Annotated in this window: 16 protein-coding genes and 1 pseudogene; 14 read left to right on the forward strand and 3 right to left on the reverse strand. The window is 68.2% G+C overall.

Features of this window, described 5'->3' with window-relative positions; genetic code table 11:
• Both AC529_RS17770 and AC529_RS17775 read left to right on the forward strand, forming a co-directional pair.
• Positions 1-470: pseudogene (locus AC529_RS17770) on the forward strand (helicase); the annotation flags it as partial.
• Positions 470-4,624 (forward strand): Eco57I restriction-modification methylase domain-containing protein, encoded by a 4,155-nt coding sequence (locus tag AC529_RS17775; protein WP_068758499.1) that lies wholly within the window; start codon positions 470-472, stop codon positions 4,622-4,624. The pseudogene AC529_RS17770 and the gene AC529_RS17775, both read left to right, overlap by 1 nt.
• Before the next feature lie 306 nt (positions 4,625-4,930).
• Here AC529_RS17775 and AC529_RS19775 read toward each other — a convergent pair whose 3' ends face one another.
• Both AC529_RS19775 and AC529_RS17785 read right to left on the reverse strand, forming a co-directional pair.
• Entirely contained in the window at positions 4,931-5,320 is a 390-nt protein-coding gene (locus AC529_RS19775; protein WP_083948399.1) for a DUF397 domain-containing protein, read from the reverse strand.
• A gap of 577 nt (positions 5,321-5,897) precedes the next feature.
• A complete protein-coding gene (locus AC529_RS17785; RefSeq protein ID WP_068758500.1) occupies positions 5,898-6,668 on the reverse strand; it encodes a GntR family transcriptional regulator in 771 nt (256 codons plus the stop codon).
• A gap of 175 nt (positions 6,669-6,843) precedes the next feature.
• Between AC529_RS17785 and AC529_RS17790 the strand changes: the two genes are divergently transcribed.
• From AC529_RS17790 to AC529_RS17800, 3 genes are all read left to right on the forward strand, one after another.
• A complete protein-coding gene (locus tag AC529_RS17790; RefSeq protein WP_157080263.1) occupies positions 6,844-7,764 on the forward strand; it encodes a helix-turn-helix domain-containing protein in 921 nt (306 codons plus the stop codon).
• A gap of 95 nt (positions 7,765-7,859) precedes the next feature.
• Positions 7,860-8,360 (forward strand): ATP-binding protein, encoded by a 501-nt coding sequence (locus AC529_RS17795; protein ID WP_068758501.1) that lies wholly within the window; start codon positions 7,860-7,862, stop codon positions 8,358-8,360.
• Positions 8,357-8,746, forward strand: a complete 390-nt coding sequence (locus AC529_RS17800) for a hypothetical protein (RefSeq protein ID WP_157080264.1) — start codon at positions 8,357-8,359, stop codon at positions 8,744-8,746. Before AC529_RS17795 ends, AC529_RS17800 begins: the two co-directional genes overlap by 4 nt.
• A gap of 64 nt (positions 8,747-8,810) precedes the next feature.
• Here AC529_RS17800 and AC529_RS19780 read toward each other — a convergent pair whose 3' ends face one another.
• Positions 8,811-9,791 carry a GIY-YIG nuclease family protein gene (locus AC529_RS19780; RefSeq protein WP_083948401.1) on the reverse strand — a complete coding sequence of 327 codons (981 nt, stop codon included), beginning with the start codon at positions 9,789-9,791 and terminating at the stop codon, positions 8,811-8,813.
• A 209-nt stretch (positions 9,792-10,000) separates the two neighbouring features.
• On the opposite strand from AC529_RS19780, the gene AC529_RS19785 reads away from it, so the two are divergent.
• The 9 genes from AC529_RS19785 (at position 10,001) to AC529_RS17840 (ending at position 16,315) form a co-directional block, all read left to right on the forward strand.
• Entirely contained in the window at positions 10,001-10,363 is a 363-nt protein-coding gene (locus tag AC529_RS19785; protein WP_198156476.1) for a hypothetical protein, read from the forward strand.
• Between the two features lie 93 nt (positions 10,364-10,456).
• A complete protein-coding gene (locus AC529_RS17810) occupies positions 10,457-11,056 on the forward strand; it encodes a DUF6879 family protein (RefSeq protein WP_068758504.1) in 600 nt (199 codons plus the stop codon).
• A 55-nt stretch (positions 11,057-11,111) separates the two neighbouring features.
• The gene (locus AC529_RS17815; RefSeq protein WP_068758505.1) at positions 11,112-11,543 is read left to right on the forward strand and encodes a hypothetical protein; all 432 of its coding nucleotides are present in this window, start codon (positions 11,112-11,114) and stop codon (positions 11,541-11,543) included.
• Between the two features lie 19 nt (positions 11,544-11,562).
• Positions 11,563-13,797, forward strand: a complete 2,235-nt coding sequence (locus AC529_RS17820; RefSeq protein WP_068758506.1) for a tetratricopeptide repeat protein — start codon at positions 11,563-11,565, stop codon at positions 13,795-13,797.
• 208 nt (positions 13,798-14,005) lie between these two features.
• The gene (locus tag AC529_RS17825; RefSeq protein WP_068758507.1) at positions 14,006-14,455 is read left to right on the forward strand and encodes an NUDIX domain-containing protein; all 450 of its coding nucleotides are present in this window, start codon (positions 14,006-14,008) and stop codon (positions 14,453-14,455) included.
• A 62-nt stretch (positions 14,456-14,517) separates the two neighbouring features.
• On the forward strand, positions 14,518-14,991 hold the full coding sequence (locus AC529_RS17830) for an NUDIX hydrolase (protein ID WP_068758508.1): 474 nt from the start codon (positions 14,518-14,520) through the stop codon (positions 14,989-14,991).
• Positions 14,992-15,106: 115 nt separating this feature from the next.
• Entirely contained in the window at positions 15,107-15,313 is a 207-nt protein-coding gene (locus AC529_RS20225) for a hypothetical protein (protein WP_068758509.1), read from the forward strand.
• 209 nt (positions 15,314-15,522) lie between these two features.
• Positions 15,523-15,819 carry a hypothetical protein gene (locus tag AC529_RS19795; RefSeq protein WP_157080265.1) on the forward strand — a complete coding sequence of 99 codons (297 nt, stop codon included), beginning with the start codon at positions 15,523-15,525 and terminating at the stop codon, positions 15,817-15,819.
• Positions 15,791-16,315: a DUF6879 family protein gene (locus AC529_RS17840; protein WP_083948408.1), complete on the forward strand. Its 525-nt coding sequence runs from the start codon at positions 15,791-15,793 to the stop codon at positions 16,313-16,315. The genes AC529_RS19795 and AC529_RS17840 overlap by 29 nt, the downstream gene beginning before the upstream one ends.
• Positions 16,316-16,346 lie beyond the last annotated feature (31 nt).

A 16,346-nucleotide genomic window follows, 5' to 3' on the forward strand; every position in this document is an offset into this window, starting at 1 on the left:
GCCCCCGCCCGGCCCGCCGCTGCGGAGTGGTGCGCACCGACGCGGTCACCCGCGTCACCACGCTGCTGCTGGTCCGCTACCGCTTCCACCTGACCCTGCCCTCGCGCAGCGGCACCCGGCAGCTCGTCGCCGAGGACGCCCGCCTGCTCGCGTTCACCGGCACCCCCGCCAACCCCGAATGGCTCGGCCACGAGCAGGCCACGGCCCTGCTGGACGCCGAGGCCACCGAGAACACCGACCCGCTCTTCGCCGAACGCACCATGACCCGAACCCTGACCGGACTGGCCGCCACCACCGGCCACCTCGACGCCCACGGTGAGCGACTGGCCGCCGAACTCGCCGAGTCGCACCGCCGCGTGCGCAGCGCCGCCGGCGAGATCATCCGCGGCCTCAAGGTCACCGTGCAGAAACCCGCCGACGTGCTCGGCGTCTACGTCTACCTCCCCGCCGTCTCCGCCGGAGCCGCCTGATGTCCGCGATCGCCCGAAACCAGGTCTTCACCGCCGTGCACACCGTCGGCGGCCTGCTGCCCGCCGACATGCTGGCCCGCATCAGCGAGGGCAGGGACGTGCCCGGCTGCGCGCCCGCCGACTACGGCGTGGTCGGCTCCCGCTCGGTGCGCGACGAGGCCGAACGCCACTGGGACTACCTCAAGAGCCTCTGGAAGGACCTGCGCACCCACCTGCCCGTCGCCCCGCCCGCCGAGCCGCCGTCCGACCCCACCGGCCGGGCCGTCAGGGAGTGGGTGGAACCCCTCTTCGCCGAACTCGGCTTCGGCCGCCTGGCCGCGGTGGCCGCGCCCGGCATCCCCGCCGACGACGGCACCAAGACCTTCCCGGTCAGCCACCACTGGCGGCACGTGCCCGTCCACGTCACCGCGTGGCACACCGACCTGGACCGGCGCCCCGCCGGTGCGGGCGCCGTGCCCCCGCAGTCGCTGGTGCAGGAGTGCCTCAACCGCACCTCCGCGCACCTGTGGGCCGTGCTCACCAACGGACGGCAGCTGCGGCTGCTGCGCGACTCCAGCGCCCTGGCCACCGCCGCCTACGTCGAGTTCGACCTGGAAGCGATCTTCGACGGCGAACTGTTCAGCGAGTTCGTGCTGCTGTACCGGCTGCTGCACGCCACCCGCTTCGAGACCGCCGACGACGAGGCCCCCTCCGCGTGCTGGCTGGAGAAGTGGCGCACCCACGCCATCGACTCCGGCACCCGCGCCCTGGAGCAGCTGCGCAGGGGAGTGCAGCAGGCCGTCACCGTGCTCGGCACCGGCTTCCTGCGCCACCCCGCCAACACCGCGCTGCGCGAGAACCTGGACGCCCGCGAGTTCCACACCGCGCTGCTGCGCCTGGTCTACCGGATGCTGTTCCTGTTCGTCGCCGAGGACCGCGACGCCCTGCACCCGCCAGTCCCCGACGACGCCCCCGCCGAGGTGAGGCAGGCGCACGAGAAGGCCCGGAAGCGGTACGAGAAGTACTTCTCCTCCGCCCGGCTGCGCAGGCACGCCCGCAGGCGCCGGGGCACCGCCCACGGCGACCGCTACCGGGCGCTGCGCCTCGTCCTGGACGCCCTCGGCGACGAGAACGGCCTGCCCGAACTGGCGCTGCCCGCCCTCGGCGGCCTGTTCGACCGCACCGACGCCGACACGGTGCTCGACGGCCTGGAGCTGTCCAACGAGGCGCTGCTCGGCGCCGTCCGCCACCTTGCCCAGGTCCGCGACCCCAAGTCGCGCCGCTGGCGCACCGTGGACTACCGCAACCTCGACGCCGAGGAACTCGGGTCGATCTACGAGTCCCTGCTGGAACTGGTCCCCAAGTACAGCGCCTCGGAGCGCGTCTTCGAACTCGTCGAGCTGGCGGGCAACACCCGCAAGACCACCGGCTCGTACTACACGCCGTCCTCGCTGATCGAGTGCCTGCTCGACTCCGCCCTCGACCCGGTCGTCGACGAGGCGGTCAAACGCGGCGAGGCCAAGGCCACGGCTGCGGGAGAACCCGACCCGGCCGACCGCATCGCCGCCGAACTGCTCGACCTGAAGGTCTGCGACCCGGCCTGCGGCTCCGGGCACTTCCTCGTCGCCGCGGCCCGCCGCATCGCCAAGAAGGTCGCCGCGGTACGCGAACGCAACTCGGAACCGACCCTCCCGGCGGTCCGCCGCGCCCTGCACGAGGTCGTCACCCGGTGCATCTACGGGGTCGACCTCAACCCGATGGCGGTCGAACTGGCGAAGGTGTCGCTGTGGCTGGAGGCACTGGAACCGGGCAGGCCGCTCGGCTTCCTCGACGCGCACGTCAAACACGGCAACGCGCTCATCGGGGCGACACCGGCACTGCTGCGCAAGGGCATCCCGGACGAGGCGTTCAAGGCGATCACCGGCGACGACCCCAAGTACGCCCGCTTCCTGGCCAAGACCAACCGCGAGGAGCGCAGCGGCCAGGGCAGCCTGTTCGACATCGACTTCGACACCGTCTCCGTCGACAACACCGCCCTGGCACGGGACCTCCGCCGGATCGTCCACGCCGAGGCGGACACGCTGAGCCAGGTCCGCGCCCAGGAAGCCGCCTACCACGGGTGGCAGCAGTCGAAGGACTACGTCCGCAACCGGTTGCTGGCGGACGCCTGGTGCGCGGCGTTCGTGTGGCACAAGACCCAGGAGGCCCCCCGTCCGGTGACCCACGAGCTGTTCCTGCGCCTCGCCCAGGCGGGAGAGGACGGAGCCCCGGAGGCGACCCTGGAGGAGATCGGCCGACTGCGCGAGCAGTACCGGTTCTTCCACTGGCACCTGGAGTTCCCGGACGTGTTCACAGTCCCCGACGACGGCAGGGGAGTGGACGACACCACCGGCTGGAAAGGCGGTTTCGACTGCGTCCTGGGAAACCCGCCCTGGGAGCGCATCAAACTCCAGGAACAGGAGTTCTTCGCCCAACGGGACACGGAAATCGCCACGGCGAAGAACGCCGCGGCGCGCAAGAAACTCATCGAGGAACTCAAGAAAGACCCCGACCGGGCCGAACTGTACCGGGAGTTCGAGGAGGCCAAGCGCAAAGCCGAGGGGGAGAGCCACTTCCTGCGACTCAGCGCCCGCTACCCGCTGACGGGACGGGGAGACGTCAACACCTACGCCCTCTTCGCGGAGACCGCCTCCAGGAACATCTCCGGCCGGGGATTCTTCGGCCTGGTACTGCCGACCGGAATCGCCACCGACGCCACAACTGCGCCGTTCTTCTCTGATCTGGTGAGCACCGGACGGCTCTCATCTTTCCTCGACTTCGAGAACGAGGCGTTCCTACTCAGCAGGGATGTGGACCACCGCGTGCGGTTCTGCCTGCTCACCGCCGCCGGTCCGGGACGCAGGGCGGACAGAGCCGAGTTCGCCTTCAGCACCCGCTACATGGAGGACCTGCCCAAGCGCCGCTTCGCCATGCCGCCCGAGGAGATCCTGCTGGTCAACCCGAACACCGGCACCCTCCCGGTGTTCCGCTCCCGCCGCGACGCCGAGATCACCACCGGGATCTACAAGCGGGTCCCCGTACTGGTCCGGGAGAACGACCCCGACGGCAACCCCTGGGGGATCTCGTTCATGGCCATGTTCCACATGGCCAACGACTCGCACCTGTTCCGGACCGCTGAACAGTTGGAGGCCGAAGGCTGGGAGCTGCGCGGCAACGTCTACGAGCGCGACGGCAAGCGCATGCTGCCGCTGTACGAGGCGAAGATGCTGCACCACTTCGACCACCGGCTGGGCACCTACGAAGGGCAGACCGAGGCCCAGGCCAACATGGGCACGCTGCCCAGGCTGACCCCGGAGCAGCACGACGACCCGAACTTCCTGGTGATGCCGAGGTACTGGGTTCCCGAGTTCGACGTGCCGACCGGGAAGAAAGACGGCAAGGGGAAGCCGACCTACTACCCCGGGGTCCGCTCGCGGCTTGATGAGAAGCGGTGGCAACGCGAATGGTTGCTGGGGTGGAGAGATATTGCTCGTTCTTCTGATGAGCGAACTGTGATCAGTTCGTTCATACCTCGCGCGGCTGTGGGGCACACAAACCCGATTGTCTTTCCGAGCGGTGTTCGGACGGCGGTATTTCTGTACTCCTGCTTCGTATCATTCGTCTTTGACTACATTACTCGTCAGAAGATGGCTGGCACCCATCTTACTTACGGCTACTTGTACCAGCTCCCTGTTCCATTCCTGCCCCTCGATGGGGAATCTGTCCAGGAAACTGGCAAACGGATAGAGGAGTGGATTGTCCCCCGCGTTCTCGAACTCACCTACACCGCCCACGACATGACCCCCTTCGCTCGAGATCTGGGCGACGACGGCCCTCCCTTCCGCTGGGACGAGGAACGCCGTGCGATCATCCGCGCTGAGTTGGACGCGCTCTTCTTCCACCTCTACGGAATCAAGCGCGACGACGTGGACTACATCATGGAGACGTTCCCCATCGTCAAGCGCAAGGACGAAGAGAAGTACGGCACCTACCGCACCAAGGACCTGATCCTGGAGGTCTACGACCGGATGGCCGACGCCGGGGTCTCCCTCGACACCCCGCTGATCGACGGCGAGAACTTCACGTCCACCCTCGCCCCGCCCCCTGGTCACGGTCCGCGCCACGATCCGGCCTGAAAACCGCAGTGATCTTGTCCCTGGGGTCATCCTCGGCGCACGGGCCTGAGCTCAGGGAAAAGACCGCGTCCCCCAGTGGTGGGGGAGGGGCTAATCCCTCACCGGCCCTGTGCCCACCTCAAGGTTGCCGGGCCTCCCGGCCGAAGCAAGCCTGTCGGCCGACCGGGGACAGCTGCCACACACCCGGTCTGCTTCAGCCGGGAGGCCCGGCAACCTTGTCCTTTCCTCGGGTCGGGGAGGGGTTGGAAGGCGCGGGTGGCAGAACACCGCGGCGCGACCACCCCAGCCTGCCACGTGGTGGGGGTGTCAGAGGTCGCGTCTTTTCACCGCGTTGAGGAACGCCTGCCACTCGTCGGCGGGGAACACCAGCGCGCCGAGGTCCCGGTGCTTGGTGTCACGGATCGCCGCACCGGTCGCCCAGTCGGCGACCTCGACGCAGGCGGTCTGATCAGCGCTGTGTGAGGACTTGCGGAACGCGGCAGGAATATGGGCTACCTCGACGCAGTTCGAAGACGTCCCACTGTGAGAAGACTTGCGGAACGGGGTGGGGATGTGCGCGACCTCGACGCAGTGACTTTCAGTTGCGCTGTAACTGGACTTCCGGAACGAAGCCGGGAAGTGGGTTACCTCGACACAGTCTCCGTGTGCGGCACTGTGGCTGGACTTGAACCAACTGGCCTTGGGAGTGGGGTGCACGTCAGTCCTTCCGTCTCCGGTGGCCGCGTGTGATGGGTGTCAGCGACCGCGAGTCGGTGTCCTCCACTCGGACTTGTACCCGGAGCATGGGGAAGATGACCCTGAGTGTAAAAGGTGTGGCCTAGAGCGGTGGGGAAGGGGACAATCCCTCACTAGCCCTGTGCCCACCTCAAGGTTGCCGGGCCTCCTGGCCGGAGCAGACCGGGTGTGTGGCAGTTGTCCCCGGTTGACCGACAGGCTTGCTTCGGCCGGGAGGCCCGGCAACCTTGTCCTTTCCTCGGGCTGGGGAGGGGTTAGAAGGCGCGGGTGGCAGAACACCGCGGCGCGACCACCCCAGCCTGCCGCGTGGTGGGGGTGTCAGAGGCCGCGTCTTTTCACCGCGTTGAGGAATGCCTGCCATTCGTCGGCAGGGAACACCAGCGCGCCGAGGTCCCGGTGCTTGGTTCGCGAATCGCCGTCCCGACGGCCCGAACGGCGGCCTCGGCGCGCTCTCCGTGGGTTCCGCTGCAACTGCTTGCGTGCCGACTGGCCGGTGGGAACACATCGGCCGTGCCGGGTTCGCTCCTCTCCAGTGGTTCTAGTCGGGCACTGGGAACTTGTAGTCGAACACGGCCATGTCGCCTCTGATCAGGAAGTGGGTGACGTCCAGCGGTCCCTGTTCGGTGTGGTAGGTGCGGATCACCTCGAAGATCGGCGTTCCCGGCGGGATCTGGAGTCTGGCCGCCTCGGGGCCGGTGGGCATCCGCGTGGCGATCTCCTCCTGGATCTCCAGGACCGGGCTGATCGCGTTGATGCGTGCGATGTGTCCGCCAGGGCCTTCTCCAGTGATCACAGCAGGAGAGCGTTCCCCGGTGGCGAGGCTGAAGTAGCTGTCGGCCGACTGGTTGATCACGCCGTCAAGGGTCGTCACCCGTCTGCGCACATAGACCAGTTCGCCCTCGCTCACATCGGGCAGCCGTTCGGCGACGAACGCCGGAGCGGGAACCTGGGTGGTCTCCGCCTTCTGGCCTACGGTCTTGCCCTGCTCGGCCCCCTCGGCGCGGAGGATGGCCTGCGGCGTGGAACCGGCCCAAACTGACCTGCTGTACCGGTGGATGCCGTAGCGTTTCACCTGTTTGCGCTCCCTCACATAGTTGCCGCTGCCTTTGCGACTGGTCAGCAGACCTTCCTGGCGTAGTAGTTCGACGGCGCGACGAGCCACGATCATGCTCACGCCGTACCGGTCGGCGAGAGCCTGGAGTGTGGGCAGCTTGTCACCCGGCGCCAGGTCGCCCCGCTTGATCTGACCGCGCAGGTCGTCAGCGATGCGGACCTGGAGTGGGCGGGCGTCTGTCGTCTCGTCGTTCATGCCTTCACCCTACAAGCAAGGATGTTTGTATACAAGATCATTGCGTCTCGGTGGCCCCTGTGCTCTAATTTGTGTATACAAACATGCTTGCTTGGCTTCTGGATCCGGCAGAGAGCGGTTCGCTTCTGCCGCCAGGAGCGACACCCGTACACCACCAATCCAATGAGGAGGTCGGATGGCATACGCCAGCCAACGCGACACGGGCGCGACTGAAGAGAAGCGGGATTCCCCCTGGCTGCGCTTCGGCGCCCGTCTGCGTGCCGCCCGGGAGAGGACCGGACGACTGCTCGACGACCTCGCCGAGACCGCGGTCAGCAGTGTCTACGTGCTGGAGGAGGTGGAGGCCGGGCGCATGGACCCGGGGCGGCGGATCGTGGAGATCCTGGACCGGGAGTTCGAAGCCGGGGGAGTGCTGCTGGACGCCTGGGCGCACGCCCACATCAGCGACCGACTGAGCAGCGGATCAGACATCGACGGGCTGTGGTCTGAGGCGTTCCAGATCCGCGCCTACGCGCCGCTCGTCGTCCCCGAGCACTTCCAGACCGCCGAGTTCACCCGCGCCCTGGACGCCGCCGAACGCCCCCTGGAACCGCACTACGTGGTCGCCGACCGGCCGCACTCGCGCCGCCTGATGGCGACCTGCTCCGGCCCGCCGTACCACTGCCTGGTGGTGGACGAGACCGCGCTGCACCGCGTGGTCGGCACGCCCGAGGTGATGCGCGCGCAACTGGCCCACCTGCACGACCTGGCCCAAGCCCGCCACGTCACCGTGCACGTCATCCCCAGCGGCACCCGCCAGCACCCAGGGCTGCGCGGTGCGTTCTGGACGCTGTCGTACTCGCCCCGCCACGCGCTGGCCTACCTGCCGCACCCGCGCGGCAGCGGCCACCTGGTCACCAACGCCACCCACGTCAAGGGCTACGCCGACCTGTTCGCCACCCTCCAGGGCGCGGCCCTGTCCGCCGACGCCTCCCTGGCGCTGCTGGCCGACGCCGCCGCCAGCGCGGGCGAGGACCGGCCGCGCCGCGCCCTCACCGCCGGGACCGCCCCCGCGCCCGTCCCGGCCGCCGGCCGCGACCGCGAACCCGCACGCTGAGTCCCGCACCCGCACACGGCAAAGCTCCGGCGGGTGAGCCAACACCCCCGGAGCACGGCCAGCAACCCACCCTCTCAAGCAAAGGAGTTGCCGACATGTCCATGATGCCGCACACCCCGCCGTTCCCGCCTGCCGTGACGTGGGCGTGGCCGTGCCGGATCTACCCCGGCGACCTCGCGCACGCCGCCCGCGTGCGCGCCGAGCTCCGCGCCGACCTCGCCGCCCTGCCCGGCCTGGGCGCCGACCTGGTCGACGCCGTCGAGCTGTGCGCCAGCGAAGCCTTCGCCAACGCCGTCGCCCACACCCGCTCCGGCCGGGCGGGCGGCCGGGTGGTGCGCGCCCTCACCCGGCCCGCCCCCGACCGGCTGCGGCTGGCCGTCGTCGACGACGGCGCCCCCGACACCGCGCCCCGCATCCCCGTCGAGCGCACTGCCGAGGAGTGGGCCACGGCCGAGACCGGGCGCGGCCTGCTGCTCATCAGTGCCCTGGCCGCCGCGTGGGGCACCCGGCCGGTGGTGGCCTTCCCCGGCTGCGCCCACCTCGGCACCGTCGTGTGGGCCGAGTTCGGCCCCGTCCGAACCGAGGCGGCCCGATGAGCCGCGCCCTCACACCCCGCGTGCGCAGCGTCCTGGGCACCCCGCACGGCCGCCGCTTCTCCCACGCCCCGGCCCCGCCGCCCGCGCGGCGGAACACCGAGGCCGCACGCCTCGCCCGGGAGCAGGCCCTGCTGGAGCAGATGCGCGACCACCCGTGGGTGGCCCACCGCCTCACCCACGGCGAACTGCCCGCCTGGATGCGCGCCACCCCCACCCGCGTGGAGTTCCCCGAAGTCCCGGCGCGTCCCCGCCCGGGCACCCGTCGGCGTCGCCGCCTCCGCGTGCCCGTCCCCGCCCCGGTCCTGGACACCCTCGGCTACGCCCTGGCCGTGGCCGCCGGAGCCCTCGCCCACCACCTCGGCACCCTCCTCGGCCACCTCACCTGAACCCGTACCGGCGATCATGTCCCCAGTGCCATGCGAAGCACCGAAAACGGCACTGGGGACATGGTCACGTGGTGGGAGAAGAAGGCCCGGACCGCCGCCGCGACCTGCCCCTGCGGTCCCCCAACGGGGGGAGCCAGTGGGCCGGTGGTTGCGGTTCGATGCCGAACCGTGAAGACAGGGAATCGTGAAGAGACTCTTCGGACCAGCTCCGAGGGGGGCCGAAATTCAGGATTTCCCGGAGACGTTCCTGAGCCGGGAGAGAGGGAAACGAAAGGGTGTCGGTGGGGAAAAGAGGAAAACCTTCTGGCGAGGACTGGGGGTTCCACGTCCGGTAGACGGCCTGGCAGTAGTGAGCCACCTCGAATACAGCGGACGTGCACTCCTCAGTCTGTTCGTCGACGGAGAGCCAGACCAGTCGGTCCCCGGCGAGCAGACGCTCCCGGCTCAGGAGATCACCGTTGGGTGCAGTTCCCGTTCGGTTCAGATAGGGCACCGGGTCATCGCAGGAGTTCGGATCGTCGTCGCTGAACCCCGCTACGTGCTTCGCCGAAGAAGCTCCATGGAGTTCGAGGACGTCCCCCTCGGAATGGACCTCCCAGATGTCGACAACGGACGGCGGGCCACCTGCGAGCAGAGCGAGCGGATCGGTGTAGCGCAACCACACGAAGTGTTGGCCCGCCCGTAGCGGAAGGAAAACCCGGTGCTTGGCTCGCAGGCGGTGCAGTTTCTCCGAAGCCCAGGCGCGAATTCCATTGACAGCTTCGGCCGCTGTGTGTACTGCAGCGCAGGCCTGTTCCTCGGTGACTTCGAAGAACTCCTTGTCCTTTCGGAACCGGTGCTCGCCGAGCAGTTCATGTGTGTACCGCTCCACCGTGCGCGCGTTGAGGGTCGTGAGGCGAAGAGCAATGGTGAAATCCTCGGGAACGGCTGTGCTCAGATCAGCGATCCGTTCCTCGACAAGACGCGAGGTGAAGCCGATCTTGACTAATTCGGGAAAACGGGGGTGGGTCAGGACGTAGACGAAGCCGGCTTCTGAATCGAGCATGAGCGGATCCTAGCGGCGACAGCTGACAGTCGAAGAGACGCGGGCTGTCCCGTGCCATACCGGAGAGGCGTCCCGTCCTCTTCACGTCGACCAGTGCGCTACCACCACCCTTCTCCCGGGATGCCAACGCCTCGAAAAGTGAGATTTTTGGGAGAGGATTCGCGTTCCGATGGTGTCAGCCCGGTTGCCGTACCAGATGCATTTTCCTCGTGAATGTGCTGATCACCAGAAGAGTGATCGGTGTTTTCTCTGAGGTGCGCAACGGACTTCACAGACATGTCCCGCTCTGGGAGACTGTCAATCGTTGCCCGTCCACGATCCCGCTGGGAGAAGCGATGTTCAAACGCCGTATCGGTCCTCCCCCGCACGAAGGTGGCGAGAGCGCCGCGGTGAACAGCTGTCCTGACATATGGGAACTCGACTCCGGCGACTTCGCGGTGATCGGCTTCGAACGCACCGCACAACTCCTGCCCCACCTTCCCCCCGATGCCTTCGTCGACCCGGGAGAGGCGATTGTTGTCCTGCCTCGCAGTGTCCTCGTGAAAGCTCGTGAGAACATTCCCCTCGAATAATCCGTTGCCCCGTCCCCGCGCGGTTCCCCGACGAGACGACCCCACCGGACCGTGACCGAACAGACCACCAGAGAAACCAGCGGAAGGCAGGACATGAGCATCTACCCGCCCGCCGAGTACTCCCGCCTGACCGTCGCCGACGGCCGTGTCGAGGAGTTCGGTGCGCTCTTCAACGAACTGCGCACCCGGTGGGTGAAGGTGGAACGCCTCCAGGAGTACGACGAGTCGCCCTTCGAGGGCTACCTGGCCTTCCGGCGCGGCGACCACGCCGAAGCCCAGCGGCTCGTCCGGGAGATGGTCAAAAGCCAGACCGAGTTCTACTCGCTGGTGCGGGAACGGGGCATCTCGATGGTCCGAGTCCGGATCTGCGACCTGCCGCTCAGCCCCTACCTGGCCCACTACGAGATGGCCGCCTACCTGGCCGACGCGGAGTGCGGCGAGGACATCCGCCTGGTCGACTCCGCCGACATCGCCGACCTGCTCGCGCAGACGGGAGTCTCCGACTACGTCCTGTTCGACGACCGGCGGGTCGTCGCGCTCCTCTACGACGAGGACACGGCGAGGCTGCGCGAGGCGCGCCTGGTGGAGGACCCCGAACTCGTCGCCCGGTACGTCGCGCTCTCCGACGAACTGATCAACCGGTCGGCCCCGCTGCTGGACAGCCCGATCTACGCCTCCTGGCGAAAACGGTGAAACGCACCGCTTTCGCCCCGAACCGACAGGCCCCCGTCATCCCCTGGAAGAGTGCATGTCCGCCGAACTCGTGGAAGTGATCGGTTCAGTCTCCACCGCCGGAGCCACCACCCTGGTCACGGCGATGGTCGGCGACACCTGGAGCGCCGTACGGGACAGGGTGTCGCGCATCCTCAGCCGCAGTACCCCGGAGAAGGAGGCGGAACGCACCACCGTGATCGACGAGGTCCACGAAGAGGTCGTCCGCAACCCGGAAGGGGACCTCTCGGCGCAGCGGGAACGTCTCCGGGATCTGCTCAGGGAAGCGATGACCGAGGACTTCCGGGTCGCCGAGGAACTCCTGGGGCTGATCAGGGAACTCACCCCGAACATCGGAACGCAGTTCGCCACCGGGAACCAGCACGCCCACGCCGAGGGCCAGGCCCAGCAGGCCGTGCAGTACAGCGGCACCCAGACCAACACCTTCACCCGCGACCCGCGGCGGTGACCCACCGCTGGACGCAACCATGGACGGACAGCAGGTCGCGCAGGCGCTGAACTCCGCCCAACAGGCGGCCCAGCACTCTGGGGTGCAGGTCAACACATTCATCGGCGCGCTTCAGGCCAAGTCCGTGGCATCGGCGGCTCCACCGATCGCGCTGCCGCAGCGCCGCATACCGCCAGCCTTCCTCCGAGGCCGCACCGAAACACTCCGCCTGGCGGAGGAACAACTCGTCCGTGCCCGCGAGGCGGAGGCACAGGCAACCTCCACCGTGGTGCTGCACGGAATCGGCGGCGTCGGCAAGACCACCCTCGCTTTGGAACTCGCCCACCGGGCGGCAGGACGGGGAACGCGGGTCTGGTGGCTCAACGGAAGCAGCACAACGGTCCTGACCGCCGCACTGCACGCCCTGGCCTTTGCCGCCGGAGCGGCCGACACCGAGTTCGACCACGCCCATCCCGCCGACGTCCTCTGGAACAATCTGGACTCGTACGGCGGCCCCTGGCTGGTGGTGCTCGACAACGTCGACGACCCGGACGTCCTGTCCGTGGACGGCGGAACCCTCACAGCGGGAACGGGATGGCTGCGCCCCACCGGGCAGCAGGGCTCAGTCCTGGTCACCAGCCGCGACGGCCGAAGAAACCGATGGCCTTCCTGGACGACGATGCTGCCCGTGGAATCACTCACCCCTGACGACGGGGCGCAGGTACTCCTCGACCTGGCGCCCGAAGGCGGGACGCACGGGGACGCACGGGCACTGGCCGCCGCCCTGGGAGGAGTCCCGCTCGCTCTGGAACTGGCGGGACGATACCTGGCCTCGGCCGCCACCGACCCGTTCCCGCCACCGGACGCGATCACCTCCTTCGCGGACTACCGGGCATTCTTCGAACAGAGGCTGACCGCGCTGCCCCTGGACGAAGCCCCGCCCTCCGGTGACCGTGACCGGCGCGTGCTGTCGACGACCTGGGAGATCTCCCTCGACCTCCTCACCGCCCAGGGACATGAGTTCGCGCGTCCGCTGCTCCGACTGCTGGCGTGTTCGGCCGCGACTCCCCTTCCGTACCGACCGTTCCTCGACCTCAGAATCCTCGGACGGCACGAACTCTTCGCGGGCGTCTCCCACGGGCGGCTCGGCGGTTCGCTGCGGGCGCTGGCGGGACTCGGCCTGATCGCCTTCGAGACCGCTGACGGAATCGAAGACGAATGGGGCCGCACGGTCACCCTGCACCCCCTGGTCCGCGCCGTGACCCGGGGCAACCTGAAACGTTCGGGAATGTTCGAGAACTGCCGGGACCTGTTTCTCAACCTTCTCGAAGCCGTGAGCACCGGCCTTGACCCGGAGGACACCCGCGACTGGCCCCGGTGGGAACTTCTCGCCGAACACGCGCTGGCGGCGCTGTCCTCGGCGGCCGGGGCGCCGACGCCGGACCGCGACCGAGTGGCCCGGGCGCTGCGTCCAGCGCTGGGAGCCGCCTGGTACCAGTACATGGCCGGACGCTACGAGCGCTCCACCGGCGACCTGTCGACCATCCACGCCGCGGTCAGCTCCGTCTTCGGCCCCGAAGACCCCGCAACACTCCGGGTACGCAACAGGCTGGCCCGCTCCATGCGGGAGAGAGGCCACAGCGCGGCGGCGGAGAAGGAGTTCCGGGCGGTACTGGAGACCGCGCGGCGGGTGCTCGGCGACGAGCACCCGGAAACCCTGAGCATCCGCGTCAACCTGGCTCGCACGATTCGTGAACGGGGCGATTCCGTGACAGCCCAAACCGAGTTCGCGGACATCAGCCGAATGGCGCGCAGAGTCCTGGGCGACCACCACCCCGACACCCTGGCAGCCATGTACAACCTGGCCCGCACCCTGCGTGACCGGCAGCGGTACGCCGAAGCCGAAGTCCTCTACCGGGAAGCCCTCACCACTCGACTCTCTGCCTTCCCGGCGACCGACCTCACCACCCTGGACCTCCGCTACGAACTCGCGGAGACCCTGCGGGAACGGGGAGCCTTCCAAGCCGCACTGGAGGAGTACCGGGAGGTGGCGGCCGTCGCAGACCGGGTCTACGGCGCAGACCATCCGAACACGCTGATCATCCGACACGGACTGGCTCTCGCACTGCTCGGCGTGGGACAGGCCGCGGAGGCGCGGAACGAACTGGCCGCGATCCTCGATATCCGGCGGTCGGTCCTCGGGGAGGACCATCCGGCGACCCGACAGACAGAAAGAGAACTCCGGGAGGCGACGCGGCCGGACACCCAGCGGTGACACTCACCGGTCCACGGCCCCGGCCGAGGGCCGCCGCGAAGGAACCGGTCAGGATCGACGCGTCCGCTCAATTCACTTTCGCTGTTTCACCGGCCCGAGCCGCCGCCTTCCGGATACGGTGGCGGACCGGAGCACCCGCCCGAAGGCTTCCGGAGGCCAAGAACCGAGTGACTGAGAACCACCGCGACCCGCTGGAACGAGGAAAAGCATGGACCTTTCTTCCCTGCTTGCCGATCTCACCGCCGAGGCCGACCGAAACGGTGTGCAACAGTTCATCGTCGGCGCTGTCGTACAGCACGGCGGGAAGGTGCTGCTGCTTCAGCGACCCCGGGACGACTTCATGGGTGGGATCTTCGAGTTGCCGAGCGGCAAGGTCGAAGCGGGGGAGGCACTGGACGCCGCGCTGGTTCGGGAGGTCGCCGAGGAGACCGGCCTGGACGTGACCGCCGTCGGTGGCTACCTCGGCAGCTTCGACTACGTCTCCGGCAGCGGGAAGAGAAGCCGACAGTTCACCTTCGCGGTGGACGTGGCCACACCCGAACCCGTGACACTCCAGGAGCACGACGGCCACACCTGGACGCCCCTCACCGACGACCCGCCCGTGACCGACGAGGTGAAAGCCGTGCTGAACACCTATCGGGAAGCACAGAACAGGTGACCTCGTACCGGCACGGCAGCCATGCTGCCCGTGATAGAGAACCGAAGGTTTGGAGCCCCGAGTTGCCCCGCCCCGAGTACGTGTTCGACACCAAGCACGACCGCTACCCGCTGGCCGTGCACGTCTTCCTCCTCGACAGGCACGGTCGGGTGCTGTTGATGCGCCGGGCAGGCAGCGGGTACGCCGACGGCCAACTCGGCCTGCCTGCGGGCCACGTCGACCTCGGGGAGACACCCACCGGGTGCGCGGTGCGGGAGGTCGCCGAGGAGGTGGGGATCATCCTGGACCCGGGACGGCTGAGGGCGTGCGGGACGATGTTTCGACGCTCCCTGGAACCGAGGGTGGATCTCTTCTTCACCGCGTCGGAGTGGGACGGCGAGCCGCGGATCCGGGAACCGCACAAGTGCAGCGAACTCGTCTGGGCGGACCCGGACGCGCTGCCCGACGACGCGCTGGACTTCCTGGCCCAGGCGTGGGCGGACGCGCGGACCGGTCGGATACTCCGCGAGTACGGCTTCGAACACTCACGAAAGTGACAGCGCTGCCACGGTCGGGTTCAGAACCGCCGTGGCAGCGGCACTCCGGTGCACCTGACGACCAGACATCCCGCTCCGCGAAGCGGAGATCGAGCGACCGGCCGGAAGACAGGACATGAGCATCTATCCGCCCACCGAGTACTCCCGCCTGACCGTCGCCGCCGCCCTGCTCCTCGGCCGTCCCCGCCCAGGCCCCCGCCGGCGTCGCCGCCTCCGCGTGCCCGTCCCCGCCCCGGTCCTGGACGCCCTCGGCTACGCCCTGGCCGTGGCCGCCGGAGCCCTCGCCCACCACCTCGGCACCCTCCTCGGCCACCTCGGCTGACCCGGGAACCGGCTGTCCTCTTTCCGGGAACCCGAAAAGAGGACAGCCGTACGGGCAGAGAAAAATCCGGTCCTCCCCGAACCGAAAGAGTTGATTCCTTGGAAGAGGGGGTCTGGTGGCGCACTCGGCCCCGGACTTGCTGCGGGCGAGGCAGCGGCGGTCCTGGAACCGAGTGCGCTTGACAGGGCCGTTCTGAAGTACGAGAGTCAGTGACCAACCCGGCTCTTCGTGAGATGAAGGAGAACTCGTTGGCCTTCAGGTTTATCGGGAAATGGAACCGTTCACCGGACGGTGACTCTCCGGCCCTGTGGATGGATGAAGAGACAGGTGATGTGATCCTGCAAGGATGGAAGATCGACGATCAGGAAGAGATAGCGGAACTATTGGAGACCTCCGAGCGTTCGGAAATACCCGAGAATGAGACGGTCATCCGTTTTCCCGCAGACATGGTGAACCTGCTCCGGGAGGTGGCTGACGGTGGGTTCGCCGGTTCCGACCCCCGCTGAGCTGCTGGAGAAAGCCGAACGATCGGCGGTGCATCTGGAGATGCGCGACGGCTACATGCGTTCGGACCCGAAATTCATCGCCTGGCAGAGCGGTCACCATCCCGACCCCACCGACCGGGAGCAGTGGTGGCGACCGTGGCATGACGTCGTCGCCTCAGCCGTCGAACGAGGCGTGGTGGTCCGTCGGGCTCGGATCGTCTCCGAACCGGTGAGCGAGTACATCCGCTTCGAATACGACATCACCTACCAGAACATCGCTGCGGGAGAACAGGTGCGCTGGCTGCCCCGCCGCCGTGCCTCCGACCTGGCCCTTCCAGGGAACGACTTCTGGCTGTTCGACGGACGGCTGGTGCTGTGGAACCACTTCACCGGTGACGGCGAGCTCTCCCCGGAAGGCAAGGAGATCTCCGCGGACCGGGCGGTCGTCGAACTGTGCGCCACAGCGTTCGAGTCCGTGTGGCAGCGCGGGATCGACCACGCGGACTATCGCGTGTGATCAAGCCTTCGTCCTTCTTCTAGCCTGGGGG

Origin of the sequence: Thermobifida cellulosilytica TB100, from assembly GCF_001517975.1 — a bacterium.
In the GTDB taxonomy this organism is placed as follows: Bacteria; Actinomycetota; Actinomycetes; order Streptosporangiales; family Streptosporangiaceae; genus Thermobifida; species Thermobifida cellulosilytica.